This is a genomic window from Stenotrophomonas capsici (assembly GCF_034961085.1).
GTDB lineage: Bacteria > Pseudomonadota > Gammaproteobacteria > Xanthomonadales > Xanthomonadaceae > Stenotrophomonas > Stenotrophomonas capsici.
In genome coordinates this window covers 137,159-150,953 of the sequence record NZ_JAYFUH010000061.1, presented here as the reverse complement: position 1 = coordinate 150,953, position 13,795 = coordinate 137,159, and the positions used below count along the sequence as shown (strand labels likewise).

General features: G+C 66.9%; 14 protein-coding genes. 6 read left to right on the top strand and 8 right to left on the bottom strand.

Annotation, left to right across the window (positions count from 1 at the left end):
* Positions 1-129 precede the first annotated feature (129 nt).
* From VA603_RS02560 to VA603_RS02545, 4 genes are all read right to left on the bottom strand, one after another.
* Positions 130-873 (bottom strand): cytochrome c1, encoded by a 744-nt coding sequence (locus tag VA603_RS02560; protein ID WP_323437844.1) that lies wholly within the window; start codon positions 871-873, stop codon positions 130-132.
* Positions 866-2,125, bottom strand: a complete 1,260-nt coding sequence (locus tag VA603_RS02555) for a cytochrome b (protein WP_132864472.1) — start codon at positions 2,123-2,125, stop codon at positions 866-868. The genes VA603_RS02560 and VA603_RS02555 overlap by 8 nt, the downstream gene beginning before the upstream one ends.
* A gap of 2 nt (positions 2,126-2,127) precedes the next feature.
* On the bottom strand, positions 2,128-2,748 hold the full coding sequence (gene petA, locus VA603_RS02550; protein ID WP_132864473.1) for a ubiquinol-cytochrome c reductase iron-sulfur subunit: 621 nt from the start codon (positions 2,746-2,748) through the stop codon (positions 2,128-2,130).
* Positions 2,749-2,922: 174 nt separating this feature from the next.
* On the bottom strand, positions 2,923-3,831 hold the full coding sequence (locus tag VA603_RS02545) for a lytic transglycosylase domain-containing protein (RefSeq protein WP_323437843.1): 909 nt from the start codon (positions 3,829-3,831) through the stop codon (positions 2,923-2,925).
* A gap of 145 nt (positions 3,832-3,976) precedes the next feature.
* Between VA603_RS02545 and miaB the strand changes: the two genes are divergently transcribed.
* Positions 3,977-5,428 carry a tRNA (N6-isopentenyl adenosine(37)-C2)-methylthiotransferase MiaB gene (gene miaB / locus VA603_RS02540; protein ID WP_323437842.1) on the top strand — a complete coding sequence of 484 codons (1,452 nt, stop codon included), beginning with the start codon at positions 3,977-3,979 and terminating at the stop codon, positions 5,426-5,428.
* A 324-nt stretch (positions 5,429-5,752) separates the two neighbouring features.
* Here the strand turns inward: miaB and VA603_RS02535 are convergent, their stop codons facing one another.
* From VA603_RS02535 to VA603_RS02520, 4 genes are read right to left on the bottom strand one after another with little or no spacing between them, the layout of a single operon-like run.
* Positions 5,753-6,841 (bottom strand): ABC transporter permease, encoded by a 1,089-nt coding sequence (locus VA603_RS02535; RefSeq protein ID WP_323437841.1) that lies wholly within the window; start codon positions 6,839-6,841, stop codon positions 5,753-5,755.
* Entirely contained in the window at positions 6,838-7,824 is a 987-nt protein-coding gene (locus tag VA603_RS02530; protein WP_425603645.1) for an ABC transporter ATP-binding protein, read from the bottom strand. The genes VA603_RS02535 and VA603_RS02530 overlap by 4 nt, the downstream gene beginning before the upstream one ends.
* On the bottom strand, positions 7,811-8,773 hold the full coding sequence (locus tag VA603_RS02525) for an HlyD family secretion protein (protein WP_323437840.1): 963 nt from the start codon (positions 8,771-8,773) through the stop codon (positions 7,811-7,813). Before VA603_RS02525 ends, VA603_RS02530 begins: the two co-directional genes overlap by 14 nt.
* A complete protein-coding gene (locus VA603_RS02520) occupies positions 8,770-9,501 on the bottom strand; it encodes a TetR/AcrR family transcriptional regulator (protein WP_323437839.1) in 732 nt (243 codons plus the stop codon). Before VA603_RS02520 ends, VA603_RS02525 begins: the two co-directional genes overlap by 4 nt.
* A 154-nt stretch (positions 9,502-9,655) precedes the next feature.
* Between VA603_RS02520 and VA603_RS02515 the strand changes: the two genes are divergently transcribed.
* The 5 genes from VA603_RS02515 to VA603_RS02495 all read left to right on the top strand — a co-directional run bounded on the left by VA603_RS02515 (position 9,656) and on the right by VA603_RS02495 (position 13,790).
* Entirely contained in the window at positions 9,656-10,639 is a 984-nt protein-coding gene (locus VA603_RS02515; RefSeq protein ID WP_323437838.1) for a PhoH family protein, read from the top strand.
* A gap of 39 nt (positions 10,640-10,678) precedes the next feature.
* Positions 10,679-11,563 (top strand): hypothetical protein, encoded by an 885-nt coding sequence (locus VA603_RS02510; RefSeq protein ID WP_323437837.1) that lies wholly within the window; start codon positions 10,679-10,681, stop codon positions 11,561-11,563.
* 57 nt (positions 11,564-11,620) lie between these two features.
* Positions 11,621-12,106 (top strand): rRNA maturation RNase YbeY, encoded by a 486-nt coding sequence (gene ybeY, locus VA603_RS02505; protein ID WP_192286291.1) that lies wholly within the window; start codon positions 11,621-11,623, stop codon positions 12,104-12,106.
* Between the two features lie 123 nt (positions 12,107-12,229).
* Positions 12,230-12,838 (top strand): hypothetical protein, encoded by a 609-nt coding sequence (locus tag VA603_RS02500; protein ID WP_425603644.1) that lies wholly within the window; start codon positions 12,230-12,232, stop codon positions 12,836-12,838.
* Between the two features lie 73 nt (positions 12,839-12,911).
* The gene (locus VA603_RS02495; protein WP_132864482.1) at positions 12,912-13,790 is read left to right on the top strand and encodes a CorC family transporter; all 879 of its coding nucleotides are present in this window, start codon (positions 12,912-12,914) and stop codon (positions 13,788-13,790) included.
* Positions 13,791-13,795: the final 5 nt, after the last annotated feature.

Below are 13,795 nucleotides of genomic sequence, written 5' to 3'. Positions count from 1 at the left end.
GCTCTCCAACGGCCGGAATCCGCCGACCTTACGGCCCCGCTGGCCCAGTGCCAGCGGTCGCCACGGTTACCCGAGTGTGCCAACGCACCTGCTCGATTGCCAAGGCCCTCCAGTGGGGCGGCCGCCGGGTCAGTGCACGTCTTTCCAGTACTCGGTCTTCACCAGATAAGCCAGGAACGTCAACAGCGCAAGGAACAGGACCACCCAGACACCCAGGCTCTGCCGCTTCAGGGCGGCCGGCTCGCCGGCGTACTCCAGGAAGTTGGTGATGTCCCGCACGGTCTGATCGTACTCCCGGGCGTCCACCTTGCCCGGCTGGGCGATCTTCAGCCCGACCACCGGCGGGTCCAGCCCCGGCTGCTCGGCCTTGCCGTGCTCGGCGTGCTGGATGCCCTGCAGCTCCCACAGCGGGTTGGGCATGGAGGCGTTCGGGAACACGGTGTTGTTCCAGCCCAGCGGCCGCGACGGATCCACGTAGAACGACTTGAGGTAGCTGTAGATCCAGTCGGTGCCGCGCACGCGGGCGATCAGGCTCAGGTCCGGCGGCATCTTGCCGAACCACTTGGTGGCCTCATCGTGCGGCATGGCGACCTGGATCTGCTCGCCGAACGCGGCCCCGGTGAAGTTGAGGTTGTCCATCACCTGCGCCTCGGTCAGGCCCAGGTCCTCGGCCATGCGCGAATAACGCAGGTACTTGAGCGAATGACAGCCGGAGCAGTAGCTCATGTAGGCCTGGGCACCGCGTTGCAGCGAGGCTTTGTCGCCCAGGTCGTTGCCGGCCTGTTGCAGCTTGCCCCCTTCGGCGGCATTGGCCGACACGCAGAACACCATCGCGGCGGCCATGGCCAGCCGCACCATCCATTTGTCAGTCATGCGTCGTCACCCGTTCCGGTACCGGCTTGGTGCTGTCGAGCTTGGTCCAAACCGGCATGGTGATGAAGAAGGCGAAGTACAGGAAGGTCAGCACGCGCCCCACCCAGGTCTCCCAGATCGCGGTGCCCGGACCGGAACCGATCACGCCCAGCCACACGAAGCACACCGCCAGGATACCCAGCATCACCTTGGAAATCGGGCCGCGGTAGCGGATCGACTTGACCTTGGCCTTGTCCAGCCACGGCACCAGGAACAGGATGGCGATGGCCGAGAACATCACGATCACGCCGCCGAGCTTGTTCGGCACCACGCGCAACATCGCGTAGTACGGGGTGTAGTACCACACCGGCTTGATGTGCTCCGGCGTCACCAGGCGGTTGGCCTCGGTGAAGTTGTCGTGTTCCAGGAACAGCCCGCCGAAGCCTGGCGCGAAGAAGATGATGAACGCCGCCAGCACCAGCAGGAAGCCGACGCCCACCATGTCCTTGACCGTGTAGTACGGGTGGAACGGGATGCCGTCCGTCGGCGCGGTCGGCGACCAGCGGTTGCCCTTGGGCCCCTTCTTGATCTCCACGCCGTCGGGGTTGTTCGAGCCCACCTCGTGCAACGCCCCCAGGTGCAGCACCACCAGCAGCAGCAGCACCAGCGGCAGCGCGATCACATGCAGGGCGAAGAAGCGGTTGAGGGTGGCATCGCCGGGCAGGTAGTCGCCCATGATCCACTCAGTCAGGCCGTTGCCGATCACCGGGATGGCGCCGAACAGCGAGATGATGACCTTCGCGCCCCAGAACGACATCTGGCCCCAGGGCAGCACGTAACCCATGAAGGCTTCGGCCATCAGTACCAGGTAGATCAGCATGCCCAGGATCCACACCAGCTCGCGCGGCTTCTTGTAACTGCCGTACATCAGGCCGCGGAACATGTGCAGGTAGACCACGATGAAGAACAGCGAGGCCCCGGTGGAGTGCATGTAGCGGATCAGCCAGCCCCACTCCACGTCGCGCATGATGTATTCGATCGATGCGAACGCCTCGGCTGCACTGGTCTTGTAGTGCATGGTGAGGAAGATGCCGGTGAGGATCTGGTTGACCAGGATCACCAGCGCCAGCGAGCCGAAGTAGTACCAGAAGTTGAAATTCTTCGGCGCGTAGTACTCGCTGACGTGCTTGCGGTACACCGGCATCAGGCCCGGGGCACGCTCGTTGACCCAGTTGGCCACGCCGGTGGCGGTACGGACGAGGATGTTGGCCATGGTCAGGCTGCCCCCTGCGGATCGACACCGATGACGATGGTGTTGTCATCGGTGTAGTGATGCGGCGGCACCAGCAGGTTGATCGGTGCCGGCACGTCCTGGAACACGCGCCCGGACATGTCGAAGCGCGACTTGTGGCAGGGGCAGAAGTAGCCCCCCTTCCACTGCGCGTCATACGGCTCGGGGCGGATCTCGGCAACCATCTCCGGCGAGCAGCCCAGGTGCGTGCACAGCCCGACCAGCACGGAGATCTCCGGCTTGATCGAGCGGAATTCGGCATTGCCCTTGAGCACGTAGTCCGGCTGCTGGTCCTTGTTGCCGGACTCGGGGTCCTTCAACCGGCCATCAAGGCTGGGCAGTGCCTCGAGGATGGCCTTGGACCGCTTGACGATCCAGATCGGCTGGCCGCGCCATTCCAGGATCAGCCGTTGGCCTTCCTGCAGGGCGCTGATGTCGGCGGTCACCGGGGCACCGGCCAACTTGGCCCGCGCACTGGGATTCCACGATTTGATGAAAGGTACAGCTGCGAAACCTACGCCAACTGCTCCGACCACCGCGGTGGTCGTTGTCAAGAACCGGCGACGCCCGGTATTGACTGGATCGTTTACCCCATCGTTGGCCATCCGGCTCTCCGACTATTGATTAGGTAGCTTGAGGCTGCCAGCAGTCTGGGTGGGGACCAGCCTGCTCTGAAACGAATCGCACGCGAGTGTAACGGAACGCTTAACGCCCGCACAACGCGATCAAACACCAGTCCGCGGGATTTGTCACGACCCGCCGCAACACGTGGCCGAAGGTTACAGGCTGGAGGTACGTTCGCCCCGATAGCGCTCGGCCAACTGGGCCACGCGCTGGACGTAATACTGGGTCTCGCTGTAGGGCGGCACGCCACCATGACGGTCCACCGCACCTTCGCCGGCGTTGTACCCCGCCGCAGCCAGGGTCAGGCTGCCGTTGAAGCGACGCAGCAGCCAGGACAGGTACTGCACCCCGCCACGGATGTTCTGGTTGGCGTCGTACGAATCGGTCACGCCGAAGCGCCGCGCGGTGGCCGGCATCAGCTGCATCAGCCCCTGCGCACCAGCGCGACTGAGCGCGGTGGGATTGAACGCCGACTCGGCATGGATCACCGCCCGCACCACCGCCTCCTCGACCCCGAACTCGCGCGCGGCGGCGGCGATCTCGGCGCTGTAGGCCTGCGTATTCAGGCGTACCGTGCCGAAGTTGACCCGGGAGGTCACCCCGCAGGCATAGCAGCGTTCGATGTAGCTGTACTGGATGGTGCGGACCGGGCCGATGCTGGCGACCTGGCTCGGCCGAGTGCTGGAGTAATGCCGCACCCCGTCCTTCATATAGGAGTAGACCTGCCCGCTGACCACGCGCTGGGCACGACCAACCGTGGCAGGTGCCGTCGCCGGGGCGGGATTGCTGGCCGCGACCGGCGCCGGTTGGGCGGCGACCGCGTTGCCCCGGCCTTCACCGGTGATGGTCGGGACCGACGGCGCGATGGCTGGCGCAGGCGCGCGCGCGGGCTCACGCGCTGGGCGGTAACTGCTCACCACGCTGCAGCTGGCCCCGCTGATGCGGCGGTTCACGTAGTTCGGGATGCCGTCGTTGCCGACGCACTTGTACAGCGTGCCGGCACTGGCCGGCAAGGCGGCCAGTGCGGCGAGCAGAATGCCGGTGATCCCCAAAATCCCCTTCATGGCGGGGGAGTCTCCCAGCTTCGGCGAGGCTTGCCAAGTATTTGACGCGGCGTGTTCTCACCCAGCCGGCCGGGGCCGATACAATAGCCCTCTTCGAATGCGGCCCCCGGGCCGCCTGCCCGCCCACCCGTCTGGAATAAGCGCCATGCCCGGGACGCCAGCCACTCCCTCGCCGATCACGGCCGGCCCTGCCGTGCCGCCTGCTGAAATGACCACTTCTGAATTGATTCCCCTGCCCGGCGCCAAGCCGAAGGTTGCCGGCGGTGCGCGCGGCAAGCTCTACATCAAGACCCACGGTTGCCAGATGAACGAATACGACTCGGCCAAGATGGCCGACGTGCTGGCCGAGTCCGAAGGCCTGGAGCTGACCGACAACCCCGAAGAGGCCGACGTGGTGCTGGTCAACACCTGCTCCATCCGCGAGAAGGCACAGGAGAAGGTGTTCAGCCAGCTCGGCCGCTGGAAGGCGCTCAAGGCCGGCGGCCGCGACGTCATCATCGGCGTGGGCGGCTGCGTGGCCTCGCAGGAAGGCGAAGCCATCGTCAAGCGCGCGCCCTACGTGGACCTGGTGTTCGGCCCGCAGACCCTGCACCGCCTGCCGGAGCTGATCCGTGCCCGCCGCGAGCAGAACAAGCCGCAGGTGGACATCAGCTTCCCGGAGATCGAGAAGTTCGACCGCATGCCCGAGCCGCGCGCCGAAGGCGCTTCGGCCTTCGTCTCGATCATGGAAGGCTGCTCCAAGTACTGCTCGTTCTGCGTGGTGCCCTACACCCGCGGCACCGAGGTCAGCCGCCCGTTCGAGGACGTGGTGGTCGAATGCGCGCAGCTTGCCGCGCAGGGCGTGCGCGAGATCAACCTGCTCGGCCAGAACGTCAATGCCTACCGCGGCCCCTACGGCGATGGCGAGATAGCCGACCTGGGCCTGCTGATCCGCACCCTGGCCGAGATCGACGGCATCGGCCGCATCCGCTTCACCACCTCGCACCCGCTGGAATTCAGCGATTCGCTGGTCGACGCCTACCGCGACGTGCCCAAGCTGGCCAACTACCTGCACCTGCCGGTGCAGGCCGGCAGCGACCGCATCCTCAGCGCCATGAAGCGTGGCTACACCGCGCTGGAGTTCAAGGCCAAGATCCGCAAGCTGCGCGCGGTGCGCCCGGACATCTCGATCAGCTCGGACTTCATCGTCGGCTTCCCCGGCGAGACCGACGCCGACTTCGAGAAGACCATGAAGCTGATCGAGGACGTGGGCTTCGACCAGAGCTTCTCCTTCATCTACTCGCGTCGCCCGGGCACCCCGGCCGCCGACCTGGAGGACACGATCAGCGACGCCGAGAAGCATGCGCGCCTGTCGCGCCTGCAGGCCCACATCAACGCGCATGCCGCCACCATTTCCAATGCGATGGTGGGAACGGTGCAGTCGGTGCTGGTCGACGGCCCTTCGCGCAAGGACCCGAACGAACTGACCGGCAAGACCGAGAACATGCGTTCGGTGAACTTCGCCGGCCATGCCCGCCTGGTGGGGCAGTTCGTCGACGTGCTGATCACCGAGGCCTTGAGCAACTCGTTGCGCGGCCGGGTCGTCACCCCGACGTAAAGGCCTGCCGATCCCGGGTGAGCGGCGCCCGCCCGGGAGTGCATGCCAGCCAACAGCCGGACGTCACCCAGGAGCGCCCACAGGCGCTCTTACGGGCCGGGTGCGGTCATTTTTTCGCCATGCCGTTGAAAGGCCCGCCGTTGCTGGGCTACGCGCGGTTATCCACATCTTCATGCAGATTCGATCCACATCCAGTGTGGACAAGCTACCCGCCCATGGCACTTTTTTGACCGATGTGCCTGAAGCCTTGCAGCACAAGGGCTGCAGCACGATATCCACAACTTCGTCGCGTCCGCATCCACACCGCCTGTGGAGAACCCGGTCTCAATCCAGCCGCTTGCGGAAACGCAGGATCGCCCCGGCCATCATCACCGTGCTGAAGGCCAGCAGCGCGACCACGCCGGGCCACAGCTCCCACAGGCTCGCCCCGCGCAGCATCACGCCCCGGATCAGGCGCAGGAAGTGGGTCAGCGGCAGCACTTCGGCCAGCCACTGCACCGAGCGCGGCATGCCGGCGAACGGGAACATGAAGCCGGACAACAGGATCGACGGCAGGAAGATGAAGAACGTCATCTGCATCGCCTGGAACTGCGACTGTGCACGCGTGGAGATCAGCAGCCCCAGTGCCAGGTTGGCCACGATCAACAGGCCGGCGGCGATGAACACGTCGAGCAGGCTGCCGCCGATGGGCACGTGGAACAACCAGGTGCCCAGCGCCAGCACCATGCCGGTCTGCAGCAGGCCGATGATCACGTAGGGGATGACCTTGCCGATCATCAGCTCGGCGCTGGTCACCGGCGTGGCGATCAGCAGTTCCATGTTGCCGCGCTCGCGCTCGCGCACGATGGCCACCGCGGTGAACAGCACCATGGTCATGGTCAGGATCACCCCGACCAGGCCGGGGACGATGTTGACCGCCGAACTGCGCTGCGGGTTGTAGAAGCCCACCACGCTGATCGCGGTGGGCGCCAGCGGCTCGAAGCCGGCCCCATCGAACGGCATCCGCGCCAGTTGCGCGGCCGCGCTCTGCACCGCGTTGTCGCTGCCATCGACCAGGATCTGCAACGCCTCGCGGCCTTCGGCCCGGCGCCGTTCGTAGTCCATGGGGATGACGATGCCGATGCTGATCTGGCCACGCCGCATCGCCTCCACCAGTTGCTGCGGGGTTTCCGCCTCCAGTACCGGCGCGACCACGCCGGTGGCGACGATGTCCCGTGCCAGCATGCGCGAGGCCGAGGTGCGCGCCTGGTCGGCGAAGCCGGCCGACAGGTCGCGCAGGTTGGTGTTGATCGCGTAGCCGAACAGCAGCAGCTGCATCACCGGGATACCGATGATCATGGCCAGGGTGATGCGGTCGCGGCGCATCTGCCGAAGCTCCTTGACCATCACGCCGAGCAGTCGTCGCAGCTTCATGCGTCCTCCGCCGTATCCACGGCCCTGCCGCGGGTCGCGGCAACGAACACATCCTCCAGGCTCGCCGCCTGCGGATGCACCTGCGCGGTGATGCCCGCCGCCTCGAGTGCCCGGGTCAATGCCTCGCCGCCCTCGTCGTCGGCCCGCAGCACGCGCAAGCTGTTGCCGATCTGCGCGACGCTGATCACGCCCGGGCAGTCGGACAGCACGCGCGCGGCCTGCCGCGGCTGTGCCGCCTCGACCACCAGCGTGCGCCCGGCCAGGCGGGCGGTGAGTTCGGCCGGGGTGCCGTCGGCGACCAGCGCGCCATGGTCGAGGATGGCGATGCGATGACAGCGCTCGGCCTCGTCCATGTAGTGCGTGGACACCAGCAAGGTCGTGCCTGCATCGGCCAGTTCGAACAGCTTCTCCCAGAAATCGCGGCGCGATTCCGGGTCCACCGCGCTGGTCGGCTCGTCCAGGAACAGCAGCTCCGGCTCGTGCAGCACCGCGGCAGCCAATGCCAGGCGCTGCTTCTGGCCGCCGCTCATGGTGCCGGCCAACTGCTTCTGGCGGTCCTGGAACCGGTACTGCTCCAGCAGCACCTCGATGCGCTGGCGCGCCCGCGCGCGCGGCAGGTCGTACACGGCGGCCAGGAACTCCAGGTTCTCGCGCACGCTCAGGTCCTCGAACAGCGAGAACTTCTGGGTCATGTAGCCGATGCGGCTGCGCAATGCCTCGGCCTGCTCGGGGATCTGCAACCCCAGCACCTCGATCTGGCCGGCACTGGGGGTCAACAAGCCGCACAGCATGCGGATGGTGGTGGACTTGCCCGAGCCATTGGGTCCCAGGAAGCCGTAGACCTGCCTGCGCGGCACATCCAGGTGAATGTCATCCACGGCCTTCAGCGCACCGAACAACCGGCTCACGCCGCGCGCGCGGATCGCGATGTCATCCGACGGAGCGACGACGCGCACCGGCGCGGCCGGTTCAACGCCGGCCATCGTCCAGCACCTTCAGCGGCGCCCCGACCGGGAGCGTGGCGGCCTCCTTGCCCAGGCTGATCTCGGCGAGGTAGCTCAGGCGCTCGGCGTCCTGGCCGGTCAAGGCAAAGTACGGCGTGAACACCGGTTCGCTGCGGATCATGCGTATCCGGCCCGGGTAGACCTGCGTGGCCGCATCGCCCTGCAACTGCACCTGCAGGGCATCCCCGACCTGGAGCCGGTTGCGCAGCGCCTGCGGCAGGTAGACGCGTGCATACGGCGCCTCGCCCACCAGCAGCACCGCCAGCGGCGAGCCCTGCGCGGGCTGGTCGCCCAGCTTGTAGGGGAGGCTGTCCACGCGCCCCGCGCGTGGCGCGACCAGCGCGAGCTTGCCGAGCAGCACCGCCTGCGCGCTTACGTTGGCCTGCGCCGATGCCAGCGCCGCTTCGCCCTGCGCCACCTGTTCGATGCGGCTGCCATGCAGCAGTTCGGCCAGCGCCGCTTCAGCGCGGCCGGCGTCGGCCTGCGCGCTCTGCGCCGCCGCCCGCGCGCGGTCCAGTTCGGAGGCCGCAACCAGCTGTCGCGTCCCCAGTGGCTGCAGCCGGGCGTAGTAGGCCTGCGCTTCGCGTGCCTGTGCCTGTGCGGCCCCCAGTGCGGCACGCGCCTGCGCGATGTCTTCGCTGCGGGGCCCGTTGTGCAGTTCGGACAACGCCGCCGTGCTCTGTGCCGCCTGTCCCTGCAAGGCGGCCAGCTGCGACTGTGCGTAGGTCAGCTCCAACTGCATCAGTGGCGCGCCCGCCGCCACCTGCTGCCCCTCGCGCACGTCGATCCGCACGATTCGTTCCGACGCCGGTGCCGGCAGCGTCACCCGGTCCCATTCCAGCGTCCCCAGCGCCTGCGGCGCCTGCCCGCGACAGGCCGCCAGCGACAACAGCATCCCGATGACAAGGAACCCACGCCGCTTGTTCATGCCTTCAGCTCCAGTCCGTGCGTCAGCAGCGCCAATGCATGGCGTTGCACCGCTTCGGCGCCCAGGTCCTGGGCGCCGGACAACGACTGCCAGATGGGGGCACTGGCCAGCGGGAACATGGTCAGCCCCATCAGCGAGACCACCATCAGACGCGGATCCAGCTGCGGGTTCAACTGGCCATCGCGTTGCGCCGCGGCGAAACGCTCGACCAGCATCCGCGGCAGCACCGGGCCAACGCGTTCGATCATCAATTCGCGCAGCGCCCCCCCTTCACAGAGGATCTCGCGCACCCACAACGTCGGTAGCCACGGGTGCTCGGCCACCGCCCGCACCACGCCCCCCACGAAGGCCGCGACCAACCCCGCCACGCCTTCGCCCGCCTCCTGCACCCCGGCATGCACCTGCGCCATCACCGGCCACAGGCGTTCTTCCACCACGGCCTGTTGCAGCCGCGGCTTGTCACCGAAGTAGTAGTGGACCAGTGCCGGCGTCACGCCCGCACGCTGCGCGATGTCCCGCAGTGATGTCGCGGCGATGCCCTTGGCGACGAAGCATGCCAGCGCGGCATCCAGCAACTGGACGCGCAGGTCCGCCGCATCCTGCGTGGGGCGACGCCCGGGGGTGCGTTTGCGGGGCTTGCGGGACGATGCTGCGGGGACACCCGGCGCGACCATAGGGGCCTGCACAGCGGGGGCATCCACGGAGGGCTTGTCGGGCTTTCGATTCATTCCTCCATTTAATTCAACGATTAATTAAATTTCAAGTCGCCCGCTCTCCCGGCACCCTGGCGATTGCCGGCCCGCCCGGACCGCGGCTCAGGACCGCCCGCCGCGTCCCCTGCGGCGGCCTTGATGTCCCCGCCATCGCCACCATCTATCGCCCATGACTGCCATCACCCATCGCGACTTCACCCTGGACCCCATCGACAACGAACGACTGGCCAACCTGTCCGGTCCGTTCGACGAGCACCTGCGCCAGATCGAGCTCAAGCTCGGCGTGCAGATCGCCAACCGCGGCCATGTGTTCCGCGTCAGCGGCCCCGGCAAGACCTCCGCCGAGGCCGAGAAGCTGATCAACGCCCTCTACGCCGAGGCTGCGGACACCGTGTTCGACAGCCACGCCATCCACCTGCGGCTGAACCAGGCCAACGTCGAACAGGTGGTCGATCAGGCCTACGAAGCCCAGGAAGTGGCGATCAAGGTCAAGCGCGGCACCGTGCGCGGCCGCGGTGCCAACCAGGCCAAGTACCTGCACCAGATCACCACCCACGACATCAACTTCGGCATCGGCCCGGCCGGTACCGGCAAGACCTTCCTGGCCGTGGCGATGGCGGTGGAAGCCTTGAACGAATCGCGCGTGCAGCGCCTGATCCTGGTGCGCCCGGCGGTGGAGGCCGGCGAGAAGCTGGGCTTCCTGCCCGGCGACCTGACCCAGAAGGTCGATCCCTACCTGCGCCCGCTCTATGACGCCCTGTACGAAATGCTCGGCGTGGAGAAGGTGGCCAAGCTGCTGGAGAAGAACGTCATCGAGATCGCGCCGCTGGCCTACATGCGCGGGCGCACGCTCAACGATGCGTTCGTGATCCTGGACGAGGCGCAGAACACCACCATCGAGCAGATGAAGATGTTCCTGACCCGCCTGGGCTTCGGCTCGACCGCGGTGGTCACCGGCGACCTGACCCAGACCGACCTGCCCAAGCACGTGAAGTCCGGCCTGCGCGATGCGATCGAGGTACTGCGCGACGTGGACGGCGTCAGCTTCACCTTCTTCGAGGCCCGCGACGTGGTCCGCCATCCGCTGGTGGCGCGCATCGTCAACGCCTACGACCGGCGCGACCTGCAGCAGGTCAAGCCCGGCGCCGAGTAAGCCTTACACTCCGGGCATCACCTGCACAAAGGAAGTGTGATGCCCAACGTGTATCGCCTTTTTTCCGCCTGCACGCTGCTGGTCGTGATCTGCGTGCCTTGCACGGCCATCGGCAAGAAGAAGGATGCCCCGGCAGAGGCCCGCCCCTACGTTGAAACCAGCTACCTGATCGCCCCCAGACAGGTTGGCGACTTCGAATTGCAGGGCAGCAGCTTCGACCCCGGCCAGAAGTTCGATGGTGCGGGCTTTCGTTACGCGCTGAAGGACCACCAGGAAACCCGGGTGGACATCTACGTCTACCCGGCCGGGCGCATGAGCCCGGCCGAGGCGATCGACAGCGGCATCAGGGACCTCCGCGCCAGCTTGAAGTACGCCGCCGAGCACGGCACCTATTCGCGGCTGCAGGAACTGCGCGACGATCCCTTCCCGCTGGACGCTGCCGATACCCGCGGCAGCGAGACCCCGGCCAACGATCTCGATGCGCAGGTGATCCAGGCCATCGCCCAGGCCGAGCAGGTCACCGGCCGCAGGTTGCAGATGCAGCTGAACCTGCTGCCCCGCGACTGGCCGATGTATTCCAATGGCTACCTGTTCTACAAGCAGCTGTACTACTTCAAGCTGCGTGCCTCCGCGGCGCAGGAGCGCATCAGCCAGGAACAGTTCAATGCCCTGACCGATCAGGCCGCGCGCATCCTGATCCCGGCGTTGCAGGTGGCCAACGTCGGCGGCTGCAAGGACGCCACGATCTACCTGGATCCCGCCGCCAGCCCGGAGCAGGGCGCGCTGGCGCTGGCTACCCAGGTCAGCCTGCACAAGGGCTACAACTGCCATGGCTCGGCCGAGGAAGCCGGCATACCGGCGCGCCGTGCGGACAGTGCGGTCGTGGAGATTCCGTTCACCGCCGCGGAATGGAAGTCGCGATGAAACCTCCAGCGCGCGATACTGTGCCCCTCTGTACTGCCTGAATTGCCGGAACCTGCCATGACCAAGGGCCCTACCCGCCTTGATGTAGCCATCAGCTACGCCCTCCCCCGCGCCGGACTGCCAGCCGCGGTCAGCTTTCGCAAATGGGTGGCGGCCGCATTGAAGGGGCGCATCCGCGAAGCCGACCTGGCCATCCGCGTGGTCGATGCCAAGGAAGGCAAGTCGTTGAACCGCCACTACCGCGGCAAGGACTACGCCACCAACGTGCTGAGCTTTCCCGCCGAGGTGCCCGAAGGGCTGCCCAAGGGCGTGAAGTTCCCGCTGCTGGGTGACCTGGTGATCTGCGCGCCGGTGGTGGCACGCGAGGCCAAGGAACAGGGCAAGGCGCTCAATGCCCACTACGCCCACCTCACCGTGCATGGCGTGCTGCACCTGCTCGGCTGGGACCACGAGGACGACAAGGAAGCCGAGGCCATGGAACAGCTCGAGCGCGAGATCCTGGCCGAACTGGGCATCGAAGACCCCTACGCCGGCGAACATTGAGCAGCCCAGGAGGCGGCTGACATCGCCAACTTCGCGGCCAGGCTGCGGGTGACCCCATGGCCGGGCTGCACCGGAACGGACATGCGTGGCTATCATTGACAGCCCCCGTCCTGCGGAACACCCGTGCGCCTGACTCCGTTGCTGCCCCTGCTGCTCGCCTTCGCTGGCACCGCCCGGGCCCAAGGGCCGATCGACCTGGCCGCGCTGATCGAGTGCCGGCAGAGCGTCAGCGAGTTCGCCGCTCTGGCACCGATCGTCAACGACCCGCTCAAGGCCGTGGCACTGGGCTGGCGACCGCTGCCACAGGGCAACCTGTTCATGGCCGAGTACATGCTGAACACGCCGATCCGCGTGTTTGGCCACCAGGTCGACCATGTCGCCATGGCCGGCGGCACCGTGCTGGCCATCCTCGACCTGCCCGAACCCCGCGACCTGGCCAGGACGCTGGACCTGGAAACCGGCTATGACGCCCCGGACAAGTTCATGGCCGGCCGCGAACTGGTCAGCCGCGACGTCATTGATGCCCGCTCCGGCGAGGCGCTGATCGAGTCGGTGGTGCTGGGCGTGTCCAACGTCAAGTCGCACCCGGGCAAGACCCTGGTCAGCTGCACCTACAGCCTGGACCACCCGGCCGAAGGCGAGGCCCCGGGCGCGCCGGCACCGGCCGACCCGGCGCCGTCCAAGCCCGCCGAACCCGACGTCCACGCACCGGGCCAGCCCCCGGCCGGCTGATCCGGGAGCGGTAAACATCCTCTGCTAGACTTGCCGGCACCGCCCGGCGAGCCGGGTGCCGTCAAACCAAGAGATGTCTGAAGACGACAGTAGTACCAGCCCCGAACCGGGCGAGAAAAAACGCAGTTGGCTTGAGCGCCTGAGCTCGGCCTTCTCCAGCGAACCCCACACCCGCGACGAGCTGGTGACGATCCTGCAGACCGCACAGCAGGACGGCCTGATCGCCGCAGATACCCTGCGCATGATGGAAGGCGCCATCTCGGTGGCCGAGCTGACCGTGGGCGATGTGATGGTGCCGCGCTCGCACATGGTGTCCCTGCCGGTGGATTCACCCTTCATCGAACTGATGAAGCAGGTGGTCGAATCCGGACATTCGCGCTTCCCCGTGCACGGCGAGAACAAGGACGACATCCTTGGCATCCTGCTGGCCAAGGACCTGCTGCGCGGCGTGGTCGCCGACAACAGCCATTCCACCATTCGCGAGCTGCTGCGCCCGGCGGTGCTGATCCCCGAGGCCAAGAAGCTCAACGTACTGCTCAAGGAGTTCCGGCTCTCGCGCAACCACATGGCCATCGTGGTCGACGAGTACGGCGGCGTGGCCGGCGTGGTCACCATCGAGGACGTGCTGGAACAGATCGTCGGCCAGATCGACGACGAGCATGACGAGACCGAGGACCACACCGCGCAGATCGCCATCCTCGCCGATGGCCGCTACGTGGTGGACGCGCTGACCACCATCGGCGATTTCAACGAGCGCTTCGGCGCCGACTTCTCCGACGACGATTACGACACCATCGGCGGCCTGGTCACCGAGGCCATCGGCCACCTGCCGGAAACCGGCGACGAGCTGACCCTGGAGCGTTTCGTGTTCCGCGTGGCACGTGCCGATGCACGCCGCGTGCAGGCCTTCCACGTCACCATCCTGCCCCCCGAAGACCAGGACGACGCTTGATCACC